The sequence below is a fragment of the Rhodocyclaceae bacterium genome, assembly GCA_020248265.1.
Taxonomy (GTDB): domain Bacteria; phylum Pseudomonadota; class Gammaproteobacteria; order Burkholderiales; family CAIKXV01; genus CAIKXV01.
The window spans coordinates 374,581-396,278 of sequence record JADCHX010000002.1; the positions used below are offsets into that span (position 1 = coordinate 374,581).

Annotated in this window: 21 protein-coding genes; 3 read left to right on the plus strand and 18 right to left on the minus strand. The window is 69.2% G+C overall.

What is annotated here, in order from left to right:
* Positions 1-86: 86 nt before the first annotated feature.
* The 15 genes from ING98_02570 to earP form a co-directional block, all read right to left on the minus strand.
* Positions 87-764, minus strand: coding sequence for a response regulator (locus tag ING98_02570; GenBank protein ID MCA3100731.1), 678 nt, complete (start codon positions 762-764; stop codon positions 87-89).
* A gap of 14 nt (positions 765-778) precedes the next feature.
* Positions 779-1,402 carry a hypothetical protein gene (locus tag ING98_02575; protein ID MCA3100732.1) on the minus strand — a complete coding sequence of 208 codons (624 nt, stop codon included), beginning with the start codon at positions 1,400-1,402 and terminating at the stop codon, positions 779-781.
* 44 nt (positions 1,403-1,446) lie between these two features.
* Complete coding sequence (locus ING98_02580; protein MCA3100733.1) at positions 1,447-2,265, minus strand: SDR family oxidoreductase; 819 nt, start codon at positions 2,263-2,265, stop codon at positions 1,447-1,449.
* A complete protein-coding gene (locus ING98_02585; GenBank protein MCA3100734.1) occupies positions 2,262-2,945 on the minus strand; it encodes an iron-containing redox enzyme family protein in 684 nt (227 codons plus the stop codon). The genes ING98_02580 and ING98_02585 overlap by 4 nt, the downstream gene beginning before the upstream one ends.
* On the minus strand, positions 2,932-4,458 hold the full coding sequence (locus ING98_02590; GenBank protein ID MCA3100735.1) for an AMP-binding protein: 1,527 nt from the start codon (positions 4,456-4,458) through the stop codon (positions 2,932-2,934). The genes ING98_02585 and ING98_02590 overlap by 14 nt, the downstream gene beginning before the upstream one ends.
* An 11-nt stretch (positions 4,459-4,469) precedes the next feature.
* The gene (locus tag ING98_02595) at positions 4,470-5,180 is read right to left on the minus strand and encodes a thermostable hemolysin (protein MCA3100736.1); all 711 of its coding nucleotides are present in this window, start codon (positions 5,178-5,180) and stop codon (positions 4,470-4,472) included.
* A 71-nt stretch (positions 5,181-5,251) separates the two neighbouring features.
* Positions 5,252-6,235 carry a tripartite tricarboxylate transporter substrate binding protein gene (locus tag ING98_02600; protein MCA3100737.1) on the minus strand — a complete coding sequence of 328 codons (984 nt, stop codon included), beginning with the start codon at positions 6,233-6,235 and terminating at the stop codon, positions 5,252-5,254.
* A 34-nt stretch (positions 6,236-6,269) separates the two neighbouring features.
* Positions 6,270-7,913: a UbiD family decarboxylase gene (locus ING98_02605; protein MCA3100738.1), complete on the minus strand. Its 1,644-nt coding sequence runs from the start codon at positions 7,911-7,913 to the stop codon at positions 6,270-6,272.
* A gap of 43 nt (positions 7,914-7,956) precedes the next feature.
* Positions 7,957-8,961 carry a tripartite tricarboxylate transporter substrate binding protein gene (locus ING98_02610; protein ID MCA3100739.1) on the minus strand — a complete coding sequence of 335 codons (1,005 nt, stop codon included), beginning with the start codon at positions 8,959-8,961 and terminating at the stop codon, positions 7,957-7,959.
* 45 nt (positions 8,962-9,006) lie between these two features.
* Positions 9,007-10,008 carry an amidohydrolase gene (locus ING98_02615; protein ID MCA3100740.1) on the minus strand — a complete coding sequence of 334 codons (1,002 nt, stop codon included), beginning with the start codon at positions 10,006-10,008 and terminating at the stop codon, positions 9,007-9,009.
* Positions 10,009-10,066: 58 nt separating this feature from the next.
* A complete protein-coding gene (locus ING98_02620) occupies positions 10,067-12,490 on the minus strand; it encodes a xanthine dehydrogenase family protein molybdopterin-binding subunit (GenBank protein MCA3100741.1) in 2,424 nt (807 codons plus the stop codon).
* Positions 12,491-12,501: 11 nt separating this feature from the next.
* Complete coding sequence (locus ING98_02625; protein MCA3100742.1) at positions 12,502-12,999, minus strand: (2Fe-2S)-binding protein; 498 nt, start codon at positions 12,997-12,999, stop codon at positions 12,502-12,504.
* 100 nt (positions 13,000-13,099) lie between these two features.
* The gene (locus tag ING98_02630) at positions 13,100-13,993 is read right to left on the minus strand and encodes an FAD binding domain-containing protein (protein ID MCA3100743.1); all 894 of its coding nucleotides are present in this window, start codon (positions 13,991-13,993) and stop codon (positions 13,100-13,102) included.
* 103 nt (positions 13,994-14,096) lie between these two features.
* Positions 14,097-14,657, minus strand: a complete 561-nt coding sequence (gene efp, locus ING98_02635) for an elongation factor P (GenBank protein ID MCA3100744.1) — start codon at positions 14,655-14,657, stop codon at positions 14,097-14,099.
* 109 nt (positions 14,658-14,766) lie between these two features.
* Entirely contained in the window at positions 14,767-15,978 is a 1,212-nt protein-coding gene (gene earP / locus ING98_02640) for an elongation factor P maturation arginine rhamnosyltransferase EarP (GenBank protein MCA3100745.1), read from the minus strand.
* A 118-nt stretch (positions 15,979-16,096) separates the two neighbouring features.
* On the opposite strand from earP, the gene ING98_02645 reads away from it, so the two are divergent.
* Entirely contained in the window at positions 16,097-16,582 is a 486-nt protein-coding gene (locus ING98_02645) for a hypothetical protein (protein MCA3100746.1), read from the plus strand.
* 17 nt (positions 16,583-16,599) lie between these two features.
* Here ING98_02645 and ING98_02650 read toward each other — a convergent pair whose 3' ends face one another.
* The 3 genes from ING98_02650 to ING98_02660 are packed head-to-tail and all read right to left on the minus strand — an operon-like array spanning position 16,600 to position 18,212.
* A complete protein-coding gene (locus tag ING98_02650; GenBank protein MCA3100747.1) occupies positions 16,600-17,214 on the minus strand; it encodes a hypothetical protein in 615 nt (204 codons plus the stop codon).
* Between the two features lie 3 nt (positions 17,215-17,217).
* Positions 17,218-17,793, minus strand: coding sequence for a hypothetical protein (locus ING98_02655; protein MCA3100748.1), 576 nt, complete (start codon positions 17,791-17,793; stop codon positions 17,218-17,220).
* Entirely contained in the window at positions 17,790-18,212 is a 423-nt protein-coding gene (locus ING98_02660) for a hypothetical protein (GenBank protein MCA3100749.1), read from the minus strand. Before ING98_02660 ends, ING98_02655 begins: the two co-directional genes overlap by 4 nt.
* A 40-nt stretch (positions 18,213-18,252) precedes the next feature.
* Between ING98_02660 and ING98_02665 the strand changes: the two genes are divergently transcribed.
* Both ING98_02665 and ING98_02670 read left to right on the plus strand, forming a co-directional pair.
* A complete protein-coding gene (locus tag ING98_02665; protein MCA3100750.1) occupies positions 18,253-19,089 on the plus strand; it encodes an ABC transporter ATP-binding protein in 837 nt (278 codons plus the stop codon).
* 44 nt (positions 19,090-19,133) lie between these two features.
* Positions 19,134-21,680 carry an FtsX-like permease family protein gene (locus ING98_02670; GenBank protein MCA3100751.1) on the plus strand — a complete coding sequence of 849 codons (2,547 nt, stop codon included), beginning with the start codon at positions 19,134-19,136 and terminating at the stop codon, positions 21,678-21,680.
* Positions 21,681-21,698 lie beyond the last annotated feature (18 nt).

The following is a 21,698-nucleotide window of genomic DNA, read 5'->3' on the forward strand; positions in this document are numbered from 1 at the left end:
CACCGCCAGCAGGATCAGCGTGGTGCCGGCAAGCAGCAGCAACCGGATCGAGCGGCCCGTGGTCGTGGCCGCCTGCCTCACGTGCCTCACGTGCTGGCGTCCCCCGCCGGCGGATCGACCACATAGCCGACACCGCGCACGGTACGGATAAGCGACGGATAGAGCTTGCGCCGCAGGTTGTGCACATGCACCTCCAGTGCATTGCTCTCGACATCGCCCTCCCAGCCGTAGATGGATTCTTCCAGTTGTCGCCGGGTCATCACCTGCCCGGTGTGGTCGAGCAGCTTGCGCAGCAACAGGAACTCGCGCCGCTGCAGCGCCACCGGCTGGCCACGCAGCCGTACCGACAGGCCTGCGGTATCGATCTCGAGGTCGCCATGGCCGACACGGTTCTCGACCGCACCGCGGTGGCGCCGCTCGATCACGCGCAGTCGGGCCAGCAGTTCATCTACGTCGAACGGCTTGACCATGTAGTCGTCCGCGCCGGCATCGAGACCGCCGATGCGCTGCGTCGTGGTGTCGCGCGCACTGAGTACCAGCACCGGCGTGCGTACCCCGGCCTCGCGCGCCCGGCGCAGCACTTCCATGCCATCGAGCCGCGGAAGGCCGAGGTCGAGCACGGCCAGGTCGAAGCTGCCGCTGCGCAGCGCCTCGAGGCCGAACGCACCGTCGCGAACCCACTCGACAAGGTAGCGGCCGCGCTCCAGCGCGTCGCGGATGCCGGCACCCAGCGACTCGTCGTCCTCAACCAGCAGCAGGCGCATCGATCATCGGATAGTCAGTTGAGCTTATGCCTCACCAGCACGAGCAGCGCTTCGACTTCGCGCCGCCGACCCTCATCGGCCAGTGGGCGTGCAGGCCGGGCGGGCGCCTGCAGCGCCAGTTCCAGCACACGCCGGGAACCTTCGTAGTCGCCAGTCCGGTACAGGAAGTCACCCATGAAGAAGTTGGAATCGATGCCGCGCGGGCTGATCGCCAGTGCACGGCCGAGCAGGTCGCGTGCCTTGTCCTTGTCGCCAAAGCCGATCGGCCAGCCCGGCACCTGATAGTACAGCGACCCGAGGCTGGTGTAGGCAGACCCTTCGAGGGCCTTCGGGTCGCGCGCGATCGACTGCTCGAGCGCGGCCTTCGCCTCCTTCGCCAGCGACAACGCACCGAGGCCGCCCTTCGCACCGGCATGGCTGGCCACCACGATCGCGTACCAGATGTCCACGTCGGCGCGGTCGCGGAACTCGGCGCGCACGGCCGCGGCCTTCTTCGCCAGCGCTTCGAACGCCCGTTCCTGTCGGTCTGCCGGCTGCCGGTACTTGATCTGTTCCCACTCCGACTGCAGTGCCGCGACCGATTCCTCAGGGCCGGCCAGTGCCGGCGCAGCCCCGAGTCCGAAGGTTGCGGCCAGCATCGTCCAGAGTCCGGCTGCCATCGTTTTCCTGCGTCCGCCATCGATCATGCTGCGTTCCCTCCCTTTGTCGCCGCGTGCCGCCGCACGACGGCGGCGCGCTTGCCCAGTGCCCGGTCGACGACCGACGGCAGCAGGCGATTGAGCCGGACAAAGAACCGCTCCGGCCATCCAAGGTGCATCTCGGCCCTGTGGCCATCGAGCAGCGCGAGCAGCGCGCGCGCAACGGTGTCCGGGGTATCGCTGCCGTTGCCGAGTTCGGCGTTGAGCGCATCCTGCGCCGCACTGTTCAGGGCGGTACGCGTCGCGCGCGGCGCAAGGTATTGCACCCGGATGCCGCCGTCGTGCAGTTCCCTGCGCAGTGCCTCGCTGAAGCCGCGCAGTGCGTACTTCGCCGTGCTGTAGGCCACGTTCCCCGGGTTGCCGATGTCGCCGAGGATCGAACCGACGTTGACCACTGCGGACCGAGGCCCCGGACGCATCAGCGGCAGCAGCGCGCGGGTGAGCAGCACCGGCGCCAGCAGGTTGGTGCGGATCACGCGCTCGATGTCCGCCTCCGACTCGTCGGCGAACCAGGCGAAGTCGCCGACGCCGGCATTGTTGACCAGCAGTTCCGGACCGCCGGGCAACGCGCGTGCAGCCTCGACCAGGGCCGCGCGGCCCGACACCGAGCACAGGTCGCCCGCTACGGTCGACACCTGCAGGGCAGGATGCTCGCTCCTGAGCCCGGCAGCCATCGCCTGCAGGCGACCGTCGTCGCGCGCGGCCAGCAGCAGCGAACCGGCGCGAGGCGCCAGTGCCGACGCGAACGCGCGACCGATGCCGCCGGTTGCGCCGGTGAGCACGATGTTCAACCCGGCGGTCATGCGTACTCCTTCGGTGCCTCGGTCGCGGGAACCGCCGGCGACAGCGATCGGAACAGGTTGCCGTACAGGCGGTACATCACGCGCGCCACATGCAGCACCGCAGCCTGGTCGTCCGGATCGTCCAGACCGTCCATCAGCAGACCGAACATGCGGACATGCTCCAGGTCGAGGCTGCCATGCGAATTGAGGTAGCTGAACGCGGACGCCGGAAGGCCGAGGCTGTGCGACAGGCTCTGCGCGGCCGCGGTGGCGATCGTCACGCTGGTTCCTTCCAGCACGTGCACCATGCCGAAGAAGCCGACCGGGTTGCGGCGTGCGATCCAGTCGTAGGCATGCGCGACCATCAGTTCCGCCTCCAACCCGGGCATGGCCTCGCGCGCCAAGGCTCTGTCGCCGCCGCAAGCGACGATATCGTCGAGGATCCATTCCTCGTGGCCCACCTCTTCGTCGATGTAGTCGACGATCGCCCGGCGCAGCACCTCGTGGCGTGCCGGCAGGCGTGCGCCGCAGGCCATCAGCAGCGGCACCGTATGGCGAACGTGGTGGAAGGCCTGCCCAAGGAATTCACGGTACTGGCCGAGCGTCACCCGACCGGCGAGGGCATCGCCGATCACTGGTGCGGCGAGCAGCCATTCGCGCTCGGCGGCAGTCTGGCGCTGCAGTTCTTCATGGAAGGGCATCGACTATCTCCATCGGGGATCGTTCATAAAGCGCATCGATCGCGGACCCGTGGCGCGCGAGGATCGCGTCCCGCCGAAGCCGGCCATTGGCAGTGAGCAGCCCGTCGGCCAGGGTGAAGGCCCTGGTCGCGACGACCCAGCCACCGATGCGGGCATAGTCCGGCAGCATCGCGTTGGCTTCGGCAACGGCTGCCTCGATCGCTGCATGCGCGGTTCCGGCCGGGACGACGAGCACCGCAGACAGCCAGGGCTGGCCTTCGCCGAACACCGCGGCCTGCCGGATCGGCGCTCGCGCGAGCAGTTCCGACTCGGGCCACTCCGGCGAGACGTTGCGCCCGAAGCCGGTGATCAGCAGGTGCTTCAGGCGACCGGTCACTCGCAGGCGTCCATGTACATCGATCGATCCGAGGTCGCCTGTGCGCACCGGTGCATGTGGCACCCGCAGTGCCGCGCCGAGGTAGCCCAGGAACGCCGGCCCTTCGACCAGGATCTCGTGCGCCGCATCGCCGACACCGGCATCGACCCTTGCAGATGCTCCAGCCGCGGCCCGTTCGCCCCACACGGCCGCAGCCGCGAGCCGCGCGCGGGCATGCGGCAGCAGTCGCATGCCCGCATCGGGCGCGTCCTGCGGCAGTGCCAGCGCGACCACCGATCCACATTCGCTCAGGCCATAGCCTTCGCAGGCCGGGATGCCGAGAGCGCGGGCGCGCGCGATCAGTGCTGGCGGCACCCGCCCGCCGCCGACGGCAGCCAGGCGCAACGACCCCGGCGAAGACGCTCCCGCCGCCACCGCATCGACCAGAGCCTGCAGCATCTGTGGCAGCAGGATCACGCTGTGGACATCATGCCGGCGGATCGCGGCCAGTGCCCGCACCGGATCGAACCCGCTGGATCCGGCGAGGCCAACCTCCGCCAGCGGCACCGCTACCGTGGTCGCGCCAGCGAGCGCAGCGGCGCCGGCGCCGGCCACCTGCTCCAGCAGCACCGCGAGTGGCAGCAGGCACAGGTGGCGCTCGATGCCCAGGCTCGAAGCGACCGTCGCCACGCCCTGAGAGACCCGGTCCAGTGCCTCCCGGCCGAGGCAGACGCCACGCGGAGCACCCGTCGTGCCGGAAGTGAACGTGACCAACCCGGTGCCCCGAGGCATCAGGGCACGTACACCCGAGCCGGCTTCGGGCGCGGCGCGCTGCATCGTATCCAGCTGCGTTCCCGGCAGGCTGCCGGCACGCGCGAACCCGAGCCGGCTGCCGCGGTCCGGGTCATCGGTGAGCAGCAATCCGGCGCCGGTCGCCTCGATCGCATGCAGGCACTGCGCGTCGGTGAAGAAGGCCGGCAGCGGCAGCAGGACTGCGCCGTTGCGTTCGACCGCCGCGGCCGAAACCAGCCAATCGATGCCGTTGTCCGCCATCAGTGCGACCACCGACCCGCCGCGCAGCGCACCGAAGCGGGCAGCCGACGTCGCGCATCGTTCGAAACGCTCGCGATCGACCTGTACCACCCCGTCGTAAAGCATCCCGACGCTGCTCAATCGGGCAGCTGGCCGGCCACCGGCATTCCGCTGGCCACGCGGCCGGCCAGGATGCGTGGGTCATGCCGATAGTAATCGCCCCATTGCGCTTCGCCGCCCGGGACGCGGCCCGGGTCGGCTGCGCCGATGTCGGCCAGCGGTACCCCCAGACGCGTGAAGGCATTGGACAGTGCGCGCGTCGCGGTGAACACCACATGCTGAACGCCCTGCTCGAACAGGTGCACCGTCGACAGCGCGATCAGCAGGCGACCGAGCCCGTCGGCCGATGCCGCGAGGTTGCCGACCTCGGCGAACGAATCCCGTGCCACCGGTTCCTGCAGGGCCGCCGCCACGACCTGCTCGACCGGCTGGTCGAGGTAGTGCTCGACGAACAGCGGACTGCTGCCGCCACGCGTATAGCCCAGCGCCGCGCACCACCGTCCGTCGCCGCCGCGCAGTCCGAGCAGGCGTTCGGCGAAATGCGTGGTGCGCGCACCGTAGCGCTCGAGGAAAACGCGCGCGATGAACGCCTCCAGTTCGTCGCGTCCGGCATCACCGGGGCACAGCGGCTCGAGCCGGGGCATCATCCGGGCGAGTCGCCAGGCGGTCGAGGTACGGCGCGCGGCAGGCGCGTCGACCGGTGACACGGCTGACGGGAGCAGGCGCGACAGCGCCGGCAAGGCAGGGCGCGCGGCAGGCGATGCGAGGGGATCGACGGATGGGAACATTGCAGACTCCGGGAAGCGGAGCCTGCACGATGCCGCCCGAAGCTTAACTGCGACTTAACCGCGCCGGCCGGTCACTCCACCTTGATGTTGCGCTCCTTGACGACCCTGCCCCACTTCACCATCTCCGCCTTCAGGAAGGCCGCGAAATCGGCCTTGCTGTTGCCGACCGCCTCCACGCCATCCCTGGCGAAACGCTCGACGATGTCCGGGCGACGGATCACTTTCACCAGTTCCCCATGGATGCGTTCGGAAAGGGGAACCGGCATCTTCGCCGGCGCCAGGAAACCGAACCAGTTGCTGGTCTCGTAGCCGGCCATGCCGGGCGCATCGGCGATGGCCGGCACGCCCGGCAGCATCTCGAGGCGTCCGGTGCCGGTATGGGCGATCGCCTTCAGTTTGCCGCCCCGGACATGCGGCATCGCAGAGCCGAGGTTATCGATCATGAAAGGAACGTGGCCGCCCATCACGTCGGGCAAGGCCGCGCCGCTGCCCTTGTAAGGGATGTGCACGGCCTCGATCTTCGCCATCGCCGCGAACAGTTCCATCGACATGTGCGCCATGCTGCCATTGCCGGCCGAGGCGAACTGCGCCATGCCCGGCTTCGCGCGCGCGAAAGCGATCACGTCGGCCACGCTGTTGATCGACGAACCGGCATGTGTCACCAGCACCAGGCCGCTGCGCGTGGCCATGGTCAACGGCTCGAAGTCGGCCACGGTGTCGAACGGAAGCTTGCGGATCAGCGACGGGTTGATCGCGAACGCGGCCGCCTGCATCAGCAGCGTGTAGCCATCCGGCTTGGCGCGCGCCACCAGGTCGGTGCCGATCACCGAGCTGCCGCCCGGGCGAAGGTCGACCAGGAAGTTCTGGCCGAGGTTCTTCGTCAGTTCCTGCGCGATGATCCGCCCCGCCACCTCGGTCGGTCCGCCGGCCGAGTAAGGGATGACGATGCGCACCGGCTCGCGCGGCCAGTCGGATACCTGTGCTGCGGCGATGCGGGGCAACTGCAGGCCGGCGCCGGTGGCACCGGCCGTGGCGATGAAGGTCCTGCGATCCATGGTGCTCCTCCTTGGTCTTGTTCGTGCTGCTGGATCAGTCGGGGCGGAACTTGGTCTCGGGCTTGAGGCCCTTGCGCTGCTGGCCTTCGCTGATCTTCCCGTTCTCGATCCACTCTCCACGCACCGCCCGCTCGGCAGCGGCATCCCAGGCCGGATGCCAGTCGCCCAGCGAATAGCCATACCACGGCGGCTGCGGGCGCACTGGCGGCAGCCCGAGTTCTTCCCAGATCGCCTTCGCGCGCTCCATGTACTCCTGCTTGGGCAGCGCCAGCGGCGGCATGCCGGACTTCATCGTCGCATCGATGAGCAGCGTGGAATCCTCGTCGCCATCGCTCTCGCGCTTCGGTCCGTGGCCCTGCCCGCGGTGCGGCAGCGTCAGAACGTCGGCCACCGGGTTGGAGCGGTAGGCCATCGCCCACAGCAGGGCGTCGGAATTGTCCGGATCGATGTCGTCGTTGATCGCGATGCAGATCTTGCTGCAGTCGCCCTTGAAGAAAGCGGCGCCGTACAGCGCACGCCAGACCTCGGTGCGCGGCATGCCGCGTTCGCAGGTGATAATGGTCACCCGCAGCAGGCCGGTCAGCGGCTCATGCAGCGTCACCCGCTTCACGCCCCGGATGCCCAGCCCGTCGCGCAGGTGGGTGAGGAACAGCGGCTCGTAGGCGACGCGCTTGATCACGCTCGACTCGCTGGGCGCGACCTGGCTGATGTAGGACGGGATCACCGCGTCGCGGCGGTGCGTGATCGCCGTGACCTTCATCACCATGTTGAACTCCTCGAGCGCAACATGACCATGCGATTCGCCGAATGGAGCCTCGGGCTCCACCGTCTCGGTGTCGATCATCCCCTCGATCACCACCTCGGCCTCGGCCGGCACCATCAGGTCGACCGAATGCGCTTTCGTGATGCGGATCGGATGGCCGGCAAGCCCCCCGGCCACGTCGAGTTCGTCGACGCCGATCGGCAGCTTCTGCGGGCCCATGAACGCGACATAGGGCGGGCAGCCGAGCACGATCGCGCACGGCATGTAGCGGTCGCCGCGCTTCTGGTGCTTGGTGTAATGGAGGTAGCCTTCCGCACCGCCGACGCGGGTGGCCATGCGTACCACCATCCGGTCGGGCGCCTTCAGCGCGCAGCGGTAGGTGCCCATGTTCTGGCCACCGGTCTCCGGGTCCTTCGTGACCACGTTGGTTGCGGTCAGCGTCGGCGAACTGTCGAAGCCCGGCGTGGAGATCGGGATCGGCAGCCGGCCGAGCCCGTTGCCCGGCCCGACCAGCGCATCGCCTTCCAGGATGACTTCCTGGCAGGGCGGCTTCTCGACCACCAACGGCTTCACCGGGTTGGCGATCGCGCGGTCCCACTTCGCCTGGATACCCTCGACCGGCGCATCCATGCCGACCGAATACACCGCACGGTTGGCCGCCAGCGCGCCGACCACCACCGGGATGTCGTACCTGCGGCCCTGGCCGTCGACGATGTTGGTGAACAGGAAGGCCTTGCGCTCGGACTCGGACATGCCGCCGACGAACTGCCAGCGCACCAGCGCATGCAGTTCCGAGTCCTTGTCGATCTGCCGGTCGATCTTCAGCAGCAGGCCCCGCCGCTCGAGTTCGGCCAGGTGTTCATGAAGGTCGCGGTAGCCGCGTGCCGGCTCGGCGCCGTTGTCGGGACTGTCCATGGTTCGTGTCACTCCGGTTCGGTAAGCGGTTGCAGGCTGTGCATCAATCCATCTTCAGGCCGATGGACTTCACCAGCGGCGTCCAGCGCGCAATCTCCTGACGGATGAAGCGGTCGGCGGACTCCGGCGTGGAATCGACGGCTGGCGTACCACCGACGGTCTCGAGATCCTTCTGCAGCAGCCCTTCGTTCCAAGCCGCACGGGTCGCCGCATGCAGCTGTGCCACCACCGGCTGCGGCGTGCCGGCCGGTGCGAACACGCCGTGGAAGATGCTGGTCACCATCTTCGGCAGGCCCTGCTCGACCGCGGTCGGGATGTCCGGGGCGGCCTTCAGGCGCTGCTCGCCGAACACCGCCAGGATGCGCAGGCGGCCGGCGCGATGCTGGGCCAGCGGCTGTGCGCCGAAGATACCCATGAACAGCGGAATGTGTCCGGCCATCAGGTCGGCCACGCCGGGTCCCGCGCCCTTGTAGGCCACGTGCTGCAGCTCGGCTGCACCGACCAGCTGCTTGAAGAGTTCGCCCGCGAGGTGGTTGATGCTGCCTGCACCAGGGGACCCGTAGCTCAGCTGCTTCTGGTTCGCGCGCACGAATGCGACCAGCTCCTTCAGGGTCTTCGCCGGGATCGACGGGTTCACCATCACGCAGGTGGGCGAGGAACTGACGAGCGTCACCGGCATGAAGTCGCGCAGCGGATCGTACGGCGGCTTGCTCATCGCCGCCGGATTGATCACGTGCGTGGTGGTGGTGCCCGACAGCAGCGTGTGGCCGTCGGGCTTCGCGCGCGAGGCTTCGCCGGCACCGACCGCACCGCCGGCCCCGGGACGGTTGTCGACGATCAGCGTGGAGCCCAGGTGGGGCGACACGCGGTTGGCCCAGGTGCGCGCGACGAAATCGGTCTCGCCGCCGGGCGCGAACGGCACGATCAGCCGCACCGGCCGGTCGGGAAACTTCGGCTGCGCCGACGCGCGGCCGGGCGATCCGGCCAGCGAGGCAGCGCCTGCCGCGCCTGCCACGGCAAGCAGGCGCCTGCGTTGGATCTCGATCATCACTCCTCCAGTGTCTTCCTGCGGGCAGCGGCCTGGCCGAAGGGCTCAGCCGGGCATCGCGCAATCCGGGCGCACCCGGAATACCCGGCGCGCATTCTCTTCCAGGATCTTGCGCCGCACGGCCGCGTCCTTGACCGCCTCGTCGATCGGGCGCAGCGGATGCGGGTCGCCGGCCGGGAACGGCATGTCCGAACCCATCATCACCTTGTCGTCGCCGGCCTTGTCGATCAGGTACGAGGTCGAATCCGCATCGAACACCAGCGCATCGAAGTACAGCGCCTCGAAGCCCTTGCGCGGATCGGCGTACTTGTCGCCATGGTGATCGTAGTGGCGGCCGAGCCGGCCGAGCACGAACGGCAGCGCCGCGCCGCCATGCGACAGCACCAGCCTGGCGCCAGGGTACTTGAGCAGGTGGCCGGAGAACAGAAGCCGGGACACCGCGATCGAGGTGTCGACCACGCGGCCGATCGCATTGACCAGGTCGTAGTCGCCCAGGCGCGGCTCGCCGCAGACGAACATCGGATGCAGCATCACGGCCGCGTTCAGGCGCGATGCAGTCTCCCAGAACGGATCGAGGTCGGGCGAATCGAGGTTGCCGCCTTCGCCGCTGGGCAGCGTGCCGACCATGACGCCGCCGAAACCCTGGCCCATCGCCTCTTCCAGCACCTGCGCCGCCAGCTTGCCGCTCTGCATCGGCACGGTGGCCAGCGGCGTGAAGCGCTTCTCGTCGCCGAGATTCTCGAGCGTGCATGCGTTCATGAATCGGCTCCAGGCGAGCCCCTGCTCGGGCGGCAGCTCGTAGCCGGTGGCGTCCATCCAGGCACCGACCAGCTGGTGGTCGATGCCGTTGGCATCCATCCAGGCACGCCGGTCCGCCAGCGCCGACAGCTTCGGCATGATCGGCCGCGACAGGTCCTTGCCGACGAAACCGATGCGCACACCCTTGTCGTCGCGCTTCAGCGCGACGCCGGGGAACTTCGAGGCTTCGCGCTCGAAGCGGTCGAACACGAGCTGCGGAATGTAGTGGGCGTGGATGTCGATGATCATGCGTGGGGCCTTGGTGGGTTCGGGGTGGCGAGGAATGCTTCGTGCAGCGCCGCGCGGTTCAGGCGGCGTCCTTCATCGTCGGCTTCGCGCGTGCAGCCCGGATCAGGCCCCACAGCGCGAGGTGGGACATCGGCGTCTCGGCGATGGCCGTGCCGATCGGGTCGAGCGCATCGTTGATCGCGCAGGCAATCGCAGCCGGCCCGCCGAGATAGCCGGCCTCGCCGGAACCCTTCTGGCCGAAGGTGGTCAACGGCGATGGCGTGCAGTGATCGACGATGCTGATCTCGGGCACCTCGAGCGCACTCGGGATCAGGTAATCCATGAAGGTGCCCGACAGCAGCTGACCTTCTCCGGAGAACGCGAACTTCTCGTACAGCGCCGCCCCCACCCCGTGCGCGACGCCGCCGTAGGTCATGCCGTGCACGATGTCCGGGTTGATCATCACGCCGCAGTCGTGGCCGACCACGTAGCGCTGCAGCACGGGCTTGCCTGTATCGGGATCGATCTCGACATAGACCACGTGCGTCTCGAACGAATAGCACGGATACATCTGCACCTGCCCGTCCTCGGTCGGCAGCGTGCCGCCGGTGGGGACCTCCCACACGAACTTGGCCTGCAGGCCCGGCTCGAGGTCCGGCGGCATCTTGTGGAACTTGCGGTGCGCGACCTCGACCAGCTGGTCCCAGGTCATGCGCTTCTCGGGATGCAGCGTGTCGAACACGTCGCCATCGCGATAGGTCACCGCGGACTCGGCGAGCCCCAGGTTGTGCGCTCCGATCCGCACCAGCGTGTCGCGGATCTTGCGCGCTGCGCCCGCGGCGGCGCCGCCGAGCATGATCGCCATCCGGCTGCCCACCGGGCTGTTCGACGGCAGTGCGTTGAGCGAATCGGCCGCGATCACGCGGATGCCGGAGGGATCGCGCTCGAGCACCTCGCCGACGACCGTCGACACCAACGTCTGGTGCCCCTGTCCGGAACTCGAGGTGCCGAACACGCCGGTGATCGCACCGTTGAGATCGACGCGTACCAGGCACGAATCCATCCAGGTGGTGGTCTCGTTCTTCGGGTTGAACAGCGGCTCGAACGACGAGTTGCCGCCCGAGGGCTCGAGGCAGGTCGACACGCCGATGCCGGCCAGCCGCCCTGCCCGGCGCGCTTCGTCCCGGCGCCGCACCAGGCCCTCGTAGTCGGCCGCCTTCAGGGCCTTGTCGAGCACCGTGTGGTAGTCGCCCGAGTCGTAGGTGGTTCCGCTCGGGATGCGGTAAGGGAACTCTTCCTTGCGGATCAGGTTCTTCCGGCGCAGCTCGAGGCGGTCCATGCCGAGGTGGCGAGCGACCCGGTCGATCGTGCATTCCATCGCGAAGTTGGTCGGTGCCTGGCCGAAGCCGCGCACCGCCTCCTGCGGCGTCTTGTGCGTCATCACCGACGTGGGTTCGTATTCGACCGCCGGGATGCGGTACGGACCGCAGATCGCACTGACCGGCTTGCCCAGCTGCAGCGGCGAGCGGCCGGCATAGGCGCCGACATCGTCCAGGGCCTTTATCTTCCAGGCACGGATCGTGCCGTCGGCGTCGAACGCGACCTGCATGTCGAAGATACGGTCCGGGCCGTGCATGTCGCCGCCGCGCATGTTCTCGAGGCGGTCTTCCAGGAAACGCACCGGCGCACGCAGCTTCATCGCCAGGTAGGACACCAGCAGCGTGTGCTTGATGCCGCGCTTCACGCCGTAGCTGCCGCCGACATCGACGTCGAAGTGCACGCGTACCGAATTGCCCGGCAGGCGCAGCGCGCGCGCGAGCTGGTCGGGGAACTTCGGCATCTGGATCGAGGCCCAGATGTCGAGGATCTCGTTGCCGGCGTCCCATTGCGCCACCGCGACGAAGGTCTCGATCGGTACCGTCGCGCTGCGCCCCCACCGGGCGCGGAACGCGAGTCGGTGGTCGGCGTTCTCGAACGCCTCGTCGACCGCCCCCCAGACGAACTTGCGGTGATAGAGCACGTTGGTGCCGTGTTCCGGATGCACCAGCACTGCGCCCGGCCTGGCCGCATCCTCAGGATCGACCAGGTGCGGCAGTGGCTCGTAGTCGACCTCGACCAGCTCCACCGCGTCCTCGGCGATCGCGCGCGTCTCGGCCACCACTGCCACCACCCACTCCCCGGCATAACGCACCAGCCCGTCGGCCAGCGGGTAGCGCTTGACCTTCGGCGCATCGACGCCGACATACAGCGCATCGACCGCCGCGCACAGCTCGGCACCGGTCAGCACATAGCGCACGCCGGGCAGTGCCAGCGCTTCGGCGGTTGCGATCGACCTGATGCGCGCGGACGGATACGGACTGGCGACGATCGCCACATGCAGCATGCCGGGCAACTGGATGTCGGCCGCATAGCGGCCGCGCCCGGTGACGAAGCGCGGGTCTTCCTTGGTGCGCCGCCTGGCACCGATGTAGCGAAAGCCGTACGGCGAAGTCTTCTCAGCCATGGTTCGGTGTCCTATCGGTTGCCGTTGCCCGCCGCGACCCGCCGCGCGGCGAGTTGCACGGCGTCGACGATCTGCTGGTAGCCGGTGCAGCGGCACAGGTTGCCGCTGATCGCGTCGCGGATATCGCCGGCGGAAGGGTTCGGATTCGTCTTCAGCAACGAATGGGTAGCCACCAGCATGCCGGGCGTGCAGTAGCCGCACTGCAGGCCGTGCGTCTCGCAGAAGCTGTCCTGCAGCACGCTCATCGAACCGTCGGAATTGGCCAGGCCTTCGACGGTAGTGATCGAATGGCCGTCGGCCTGCACCGCGAACATCAGGCAGGAGCGCACCGGGTCTCCGTCCAGGATCACCGAGCAGGCGCCGCAGATGCCGTGCTCACACCCGACATGGGTACCGGTGAGCCGTAGCGTCTCGCGCAGGAAGTCGACCAGTGACAGCCGCGTGGGAATTTCGCACCGGTGCGCTACGCCGTTGACGCTGATGCAGACGCTGCTGGTGGGTTCGTTCATGGTGTGCCCTGCCTGATGGGCCGCGGGTGGCTGCGCCGCGGCCGGGAGTGAAACGGGAACCTGTAACGGGACCGTCGCCGGCCCGCGCGGAGGCTGCGCGTCAGGCGCGCGTGCCCCTTGCGAGGCTGGCGGCGTTCGTGCGTGCCTGCCGCAGCACGCGCGCGGCGAGCACCCGCGCGAGGTGGACCCGGTATTCGGCCGTCGCGTGGACGTCGGAACCTGGATCGAGGTACTGACCGATCGATTCGACCGCGGCGTCGATCGTCGCGTCCTCGAGCTGCGTGCCATGCAGCGACCGGGCGATCGCCTCGGCCGATACCGGGACTGACGCGGCGCCGCCGATACCCAGTGCCGCGCGCACGCAGCGCCCTGCGGAATCGATCTCGACCTGCGCGCAGGCGGCGACGATCGCGAAGTCACCGTGGCGGATGCTCACCTCGTCGAACGCGCTGCCGACCCGCTCGCCCTGCCAGACCGGCCAGTGCACTTCGACCAGGCATTCATCCGGCTCGGTCGCGGTCATCATCGGCGCCTGGAAGAACTCGTCAGCCGGCACCGTTCGCTCGCTGCCGGACCGGCGCAACAGAAAGGATGCACCGAGCGTCCGGGCGATCAGCGGAAGTTCAGCCGAGGGATCGGCGTGCACGAGGCTGCCGCCGATCGTGCCGCGGTTCTTCGTCTGCACATGGCCGACCCAGTAAAGCCCCTGGCGGATCAGTGGCACCGCGCGTGCGAGTTCGCCGTCGCGCTCCACGTCCACTTGGCGCAGGCCTGCGCCGGTCGCCCAGGCAGCACCGTCGCCCCGGCTACCCTTCAGTTCGGCGATCTCGTTGACATTGATCAACCAGGCCGGACGCGCAAGCCGCATCGCCATCATCGGCACCAGGCTCTGGCCGCCGGCCAGCAGCTTGGCATCCGCCCCATGCTCGGCGAGCAGGCTGCAGGCCTGCGCAATGCTGTCCGCCCGCGCATACTCGAAAATCGCAGCCTTCATCGTTTCTCCTGCAACTGCGGAAACGGCACCGGCTCCGCCGCCGAACCCTTGGCTCGACCGCAGGATTCCACCCTGAGGCCGGACCCCGGGTTCAGCCTCGCGTTCAACCCTTGACGCGGTTGCGGTACTCGTTCGTGCGGGTATCGATCTCGATCTTGTCGCCGGTATCGCAGAACAACGGCACCGGGATCTCGAAGCCGCTCTTCAGCTTCGCGGGCTTGAGCACCTTGCCCGAGGTATCGCCACGTACCGCCGGTTCCGTGTACATGATCTCGCGCACCAGCGTCTGCGGGATCTCGACGGAGATCGGGCGATCGTTGTAGATCACCACTTCGGCAGGCATGCCTTCCTCGAGATAGTTCAATGCATCGCCCATGTTGTCGCCATCGATGTCGAACTGGTTGAACTCGGCATCCATGAACACGTAAGACGGATCGGCGAAGTAGGAAAAGGTCACCTCCTTGCGCTCGAGCGAGACCATGTCGAACTTCTCGTCGGCACGGTACACCGACTCTGCGGCGGTGCCGGAGAGCAGGTTCTTGAGCTTCATCTTCACGACCGAGGCGTTGCGGCCCGACTTGCTGAACTCGGCCTTCTGGACGACCATCGGGTCCTTGCCGACCATGATGACGTTGCCCGGGCGGATTTCCTGTGCGGTTTTCATTTGTGCACCACTGGATCGTTGAACTGCGCGCTGGACTGCGCGTTGGACTGAGGGTTGGACTGCCCGGACTCGTTCGACCGGCCTGGCCGCACCAATTCCGAAAAGCCCTCTATTTTAGCTGCTCCCGGCAGAAACCTGCCAGTCTGGCAGCGAGGTCAGGCTGCCCGCCGAGAGACGTCGCCAGCGCGCTGGCGCGCCGATGCAGTGCCGGCAGCCCCGCCAGCACCGCCGGCCAGGCGGCCGCGACCCGCTGGCCGCGCGCCGCCGGCGCGACGCGGCAGCCGTTCCAGGCGTGCTGCAGCGCTGCCAGCGCCACGGCGGCGGCGCGCTCCCCGACGTCGTTCGTGGCCACCGACCCGTACAGTCGGTCACAGACATCGATGAAGGCCTGCAGTTTCGGGCATTGCGCATCGTCCTGCTGCGGATACAGTTGCCAGCAAAGCGGCTGCGCCGCCCACAGCCCTCGCACCAGCGAGTCCTCCCCGCGCACGAAGTTGAGATCGGCCGACCAGAGCAGCCGGTCGTAGTCGGGCTGGGACAGGAACGGAAGCGTACGTACCTGCAGCATGCCGGCCGACGCGGCGCCGGCGGTGGAACGCACGCCGCCGGTGGCAAACCACTCGGCCACGCCGTCCGCGAGCGGACCCGGCGCCACCGCGAGTACCACCGGCCGTGGTCCGGCAGCCATCGCTGCGAGCAGGTCGTGCAGGCCCGGGTTCGCGTAGCCGAACAGCGACACCAGCGCCGCCTGGCCGTCGAGGCGCGGCAATCCGAGCCGCTGCCGGAACCGGGCCTGCTCGTACCCATCGGCTTCAAAAGCGGCCCGCGCCTCCAGCAACCCCTGCTCGCGCAGCAGCCCGCCAGTGCCCGGGTCGAAGCCCGGGCAGAAGAACCGGCGGCGGATGTCGAGGGCAGGATGCGGAGAGGCCAGCCGGTGCACGTCGGCGGCCCAGCGCTCCGCGGTCAGATATTCCAGCACGATCCACAATGCGCGCGGCCGGCGCGCAGCGAGCGCCGAGGCATAGCCGTCCGGCAGCCCGCCCCCGAACGCATCGATCGCGATGTCCGGCAGGTCGGCTTCCTCGGCCGACGGCGGCGAGCGGTGCACCTGGACCGCATCCAGCCGCTGGACGTCGAGCCTCGGATCGAGGGCTGGTTGCAGCGCCGCGAGCACCTCCATCCGGTCGATCCAGAGCCGCACACGAAATCCCTGCTCGCCCGCCAGCGACCGCGCCAGGCGCCAGCACACCGCAGCATCGCCATAGTTGTCGACCACGCGGCAGAATACGTCGCAACGCAGCGCATCGGCATCCGGCGTCATCGATCGCGTCCTGGCAGGGTATCCATGCTGCGGACTGTACCGGATCGGCCGCGACCGCCCGGCGCAGCGCAGCGGTCGCGCGGACACCCGCAGGCGCGATTCACCGATGCGCCCGGCCATGCGATCCTCGCCCCCGATGGACACCTTCACCACCACCCTGCTGCTGGCGGGCCTGGCCGGCGGCTTCGGCTGGCTGATGCTGGCCGCCGCGCGCAGCCGGCGCGGCCAGGGAGAAGCCCTTGCCCGGCATGCGCTGACCATTCCGGACGCGCTCGTACTCCCCCTGCACGACCACCTGCTGGACGCGGCCCTGGCCCACTATGCCGAGCGCGAACTGCGCGCCGGGCGCACGCTGCTGGAGTTCGCGGTCACCCTGCGCGACCGGCTCGACCGGCAGGCCGGGCTCGAGCACGGTGCGCTGAATCGCGCGAAGATCCGGTCGCGGCTGATGCCGGCGGCACACCGGTTGCGCGGCGATCCGAACCCGTTCCGGGTGCGCGAGTTCCGCGAAACGTTCCTGCTCGCACTGGACGCCGAGCGCGATCCCGTGCAACTGCATCCACTCGTCGAGGGCTTCCGTGCCGCCTCGTCCGGCGGCGCCTGAGCTGCCGACCCGCGCCGTCAGCCGTTGCGCCGGCTGAATGTCACCGAGCGCCAGGCCAGGCCGCTGTCCTCGCGGCTGACTTCGACGTCGCCGGTGGCTTCGTCGCTCTCGCGAATGGTGAACGCCAGCCCGAGTGGCGGCAGCGCGTCTTCCTTCCAGTCTAGCCGGTAGCGCGCGGCGATCGCGTCGGTGTCCAGCCGTGGCAGCTTCGAGTCCGCCGGCTCGATCAACTCCAGCACGCCCTCCCAGTTGTCGCCGGCGCTGGTGATGCCGCCGCTGCTATTGGCAAAGGGCAGCAAGCCGTTGCGCTCGACGAAGCGCGACAGCACCGCGACGCCCACCGCGTCCACGGCCGGCGCCGACAGCGTAGGCAGCGCGAGCAGCGAGACGACCGGCGGCGCGGCGTCGGCGAGCACCGCGGCGAGCAGATCGTTGCTGCGCTCGGGATGCTTGAACAGGGCACGCAGGTCGGCACGCAGGTCGCCGGCCACGTTGGCCGCCAGGATGCGCGAGGCAGCGCGCGGATAGCCGATGCGGAACGGCGCGCCGATGAAGTAGATCCCGGCACAGGGCGGCAGCTTCGCGCGCAGGTCTGCGAACGGCTGCCACTGGATGCGTACGGTCAGGTCCATCGCTCACTCACGGACCACCTCGACCTTCAGGGCCTGGGTGACCAAGGCCCGGCGCGTCTGCAGGAAGATTGCCGCCTGCCGACCATAGGCGGCGATGAACTTCGGTTCGCCGAGCACCACCGCATAGTGAGTGCGGTCGAGCATCGACTGGCGCAGGTTCTTCACCATGTCCTCGGTCACCGGCGGCGAACGCAGCGATACCACGAAGTGGTCCCCGGTCTCGGGGCGCAGCCGGATCGGCGCGGCCAGCGCCGCCGGAGAAGGATTGACCAGCGGCTGGTAGGCGGCGAGGAACTCCAGCACACCGTCCTCGCCGCCGGTGACCGAGCGTCCGAGGCGCACGTCGACGATACGGCCGATCCAGAGTACCGTCGGCTGCACGCCGGCCTTGTTTCGGATCGTCGCCTGCGTCTCGCGCGGGCTCCATTTCCATTCGATGCCGCCGATGCCTTCGATCAGCGCGATGGCCTCCTGCGACTGGGCGACCGCGGCCGGCTGCTGCGCCAGCAGCGGACCGGACAGCCAGGACATCGCGCAGGCCAGCACAACTGCACGCGCCGATCGGCACGCGACGCTCACGACGGCTGTCCTGCGGAAACCGGCGCGCGCTGGCGTGTCATCGGCATGCCCAGCAGCGCGAACAACAGGTGCGATCCGTAGACATACCAGAGCAGCATGTGCGCCAGGGTCGGGAACGCGGAGCCGTACAGCAACTGGTTGAGCAGCGGGATCACCACGGTCTGGATCAGTCCGATCACGCCGAGGATGGCGGCAAACACCCGCACCAGCCCGAGCAGGTCGCCGCGCCGCAGGTAGAGCACGAGCAGCGCGAGTTCCACCAGCGACAGGAACGCCGCACCCATCGGCACGCGATTCGAACGCAACACGTTCGGGTCTGTCTCGGAAAGGCCCGATGCGATCAACCAGCCGAAGAACAGCAGCACGACCGCGATCGCAAGCAGGAAGTTGATCGACACGAAGCGGCGTGCGGCGGGCATCGGCGGGCGGCGGGGAGCGGCAGTAGAGACAGAGGCCGGTATGCTAACCCGCCGGAAGCGGTGGGTCGCGCCAGATCGACGCGATCGTCGTGGACGCAGCCGGACATGCGCCGGCAGGCCGGCGCCTCCGGACCGCTCTGCTACGCTTGCGCTCCTTCAGAACCCTGTCCTGCCCGGAACCCGCGTGACCGCACTGCTCGAACTGATCGATGTCGGCAAGCGCGTGGGCACGGAGCGGCCGAGGACGCTGTTCGAAGGCCTGTCGTTCGCAGTGCACGCTGGCGAATCGATCGCGCTGGTCGGCGAATCCGGCACCGGCAAGTCGACGCTGCTCAACGTGATGGCCGGGCTCGACCGGGCGGACAGCGGCCGGGTACGGCTCGACGGCATCGACCTGGCCACGCTTGGCGACGATGCGCTCGCGTGGCTGCGGCGCCGGCGCATCGGCTTCGTGTTCCAGGCCTTCCACCTGCTGCCACAGCTGACGCTGCTGCAGAACGTCGCGCTGCCGCTGCAACTGCTGGAGGTGCCCCGCGCCGAGGCGCACCCGCGCGCGCTGGCGATGCTGGAGGCGGTCGGCCTGGGCGGACGGGCGGACGATCCAGTGCAGCAGCTGTCCGGCGGCGAAGCGCAGCGAGTCGCGGTCGCACGTGCACTGGTGCACCGGCCGGCACTGGTGCTCGCCGATGAACCGACCGGCAACCTCGACAGCGCTGCCGCCGACGGCGTGCTCGCGCTGTTGCGCACCCAGGTGAAGGCACATGACGCCGCCTGCGTGCTGGTCACCCATTCGATGCGCGCTGCGGGCAGCGCCGATCGGGTGCAGCGGCTGACCGCCCATGGCGTTGCACCGGATTTCGAGGCCGGCCCGGCATGACCCGGCGCGGCTGGATCGCCGGCCTGCCCCCCCTCACCGCCTGGATGACGGGTTGCGCCCGCGCGTCCGTGGGACGCACGCTCGCGGTCGTGCTTGCGATCGCGATCGGTGTCGGCATGGGGCTCGCGGTCTACCTGATCAACCGCACCGCCCTCGACGAGTTCAGCGGCGCGGTGCAGTTCCTGCTCGGCGACACTGACCTCGAACTGCGCGGCACGCGCGACGGCTTCGACGAGGCCGCCTATGCGCTGGTCGCACGGCTGCCCGAGGTCGCTGCGGCCTCGCCGGTAGTCGAAGTGAATGCGCGCGTCGAAGGAAGCCGGGCAGGCGCGGCCGTCGCGCTGCGGGTGGTCGGCATCGACGTGCTCAGGGTGGCGACGCTGAATGCCGGACTGGTACCGGAGGTCGCGCGCGCTGGCGACGATGGCAGCACCGGCCGCGACCGCCGGTCGACGAGCGCCCTGTTCGCTGCCGACACCATCTTCCTGTCGCCGGCAGCGCTCGAGTGGCTCGGCGTGGCGCCGGGAGACGTACTGCAGGTTCGGGTCGGGGCCGCGCTCAAGCCGCTGCGCATCGCCGGCACGCTGCCCGGTGCGCCGCGCGGACAACGCGTCGCCGTGATGGATATCGGCGCTGCACAATGGCAATTCGACCGACTCGGCGTGCTGAACCGCATCGACATCAAGCTGCGCCAGGGAACGGACGAGGCGCGCGCGCGGCAATCGCTGTCGGCGGTGCTGCCGGCGGGCGTGGACATCGCCACGCCTGCCGATGCGGGCAGGCGCACCTCGAACCTGTCGCGCGCCTACCGGGTGAACCTGAACGTGCTCGCGCTGGTGGCACTGTTCACTGGCGCATTCCTGGTGTTCTCGACCCAGGCGCTCTCCATCGTGCGCCGGCGCCCGCAGATCGCACTGCTGCGCGCGCTGGGGGCCAGCCGCGGCCGCATCACGCGGATGCTGTTGCTCGAGTCGTTGGTGGTCGGCGCGATCGGTGCGGCAGTCGGCGTCGCCCTTGGCATCGGCGTGGCAGCGATCGCGATCGCGCGCTTCGGTGCCGACCTCGGTGGCGGGTACTTCCCAGGCATCGAGCCGCGCTTCGTGCTGGAACCGTTCGGCGTCGCGCTGTTCTTCGCACTTGGCATCGCGGCCACACTGGCCGGCAGTGCCGCACCGATCCTCGCCGCCCGGCGTGAGCCGATCGCCGGTGGCCTGCGCGCCTTCCCGCAGGCCCTGCCTTCGCGCCGGTCGCGTGCCGGGATACTGCCCGGCCTGCTGCTGGTCGGCGTGGCAGGCGTGCTGGTGGTGCTCCCGGCGTGGTCGGCACTGCCACTCGCCGGGTATGTCTCGATCGCGCTGCTGCTGGTAGCCGGCATGCTGCTCACGCCGTCGATCGGGCGCCGTGTGTTCCATGCGGTCGAGGTGGTCCTGGGTCGCACCGATGCACCGGCCTGGCTTCAGCTCGCAGCCAGCCGCGCTCGTGCGGCGACCGGCATGACCACGCTCGCGCTGGCCAGCGTGGTCGCTTCGTTCGCGGTGATGGTGGCAATGGCGATCATGGTGTCCAGTTTCCGCAGTTCGGTGGACCAGTGGCTGGTGTCGGTACTGCCGGCGGACCTGTACCTGCGCAGCGCGCGCGACGGAGACACCGGCTACCTGTCGCCGCAGGACCTCGCACTGATGCGGGCGGTGCCCGGCGTGGCCACGATCGAGGCGCTGGGCACCGGGTCGCTCACGCTCGACCCGCTGCGCCCGGCGGTGGCGCTGATCGTGCGCCCGATCGATGCGTCCGACCCGGGCGCGCGGCTGCCGCTGATCGGGCGCGCAGTACCGGCACCACCGGGCCGGATCGCGGTCTACGTGTCGGAACCGGCTGCGCGCATCTACGGTCTGCAGCCCGGACAGACGGTCACCCTGGCGCTCGGCGGCCAAGCCGTCGAGTGTTTCGTCGCGGCCGTGTGGCGCGACTATTCCCGCCAGTTCGGCGCGATCACCGTCGACACCGAAGACTACCGCCGGTTCGCGCCCGGCGCACGACCGACCGATGCGGCGATCTGGCTCGCGCCGGGTGCGACGGCAGCCGCTGTCACCGCTGGCCTGGCCGCTGCCCTGCCCGACTTCGAGCGCTTCGAACTGGCCGAGCCAGGTGCGATCCGCGCCTACAGCCTGCGCATCTTCGACCGCAGCTTTGCCATCACCTACCTGCTGGAGGCGGTCGCGGTGGTGATCGGCCTGTTCGGCGTCGCCTCGACCTTCAGCGCAGAGGCGCTGGCGCGTGGGCGCGAGTTCGGCGTCCAGCGCTGCCTTGGCATGACCCGGCGCGAGATCGCACTGCAGCTGGCAGCCGAGGGGGCGCTGTTCGCCGCGCTCGGGGCACTGATCGGCGGCCTGCTCGGTCTGGCGATCAGCCTGGTGCTGATCGACGTGATCAACCCGCAGTCGTTCAACTGGACGATGCCGCTCCACCTGCCTGCAGGGTTCCTTGCGGTGCTTGCGGCCGCACTGGTGCTCGCGGCTTCCATCACCGCGGTGGCGAGCGCACGCGGTGCGCTGTCGGTGGCGGCGGTGCGGGCGGTGAGGGATGACTGGTGAGGACGCAGGCGACGAAGA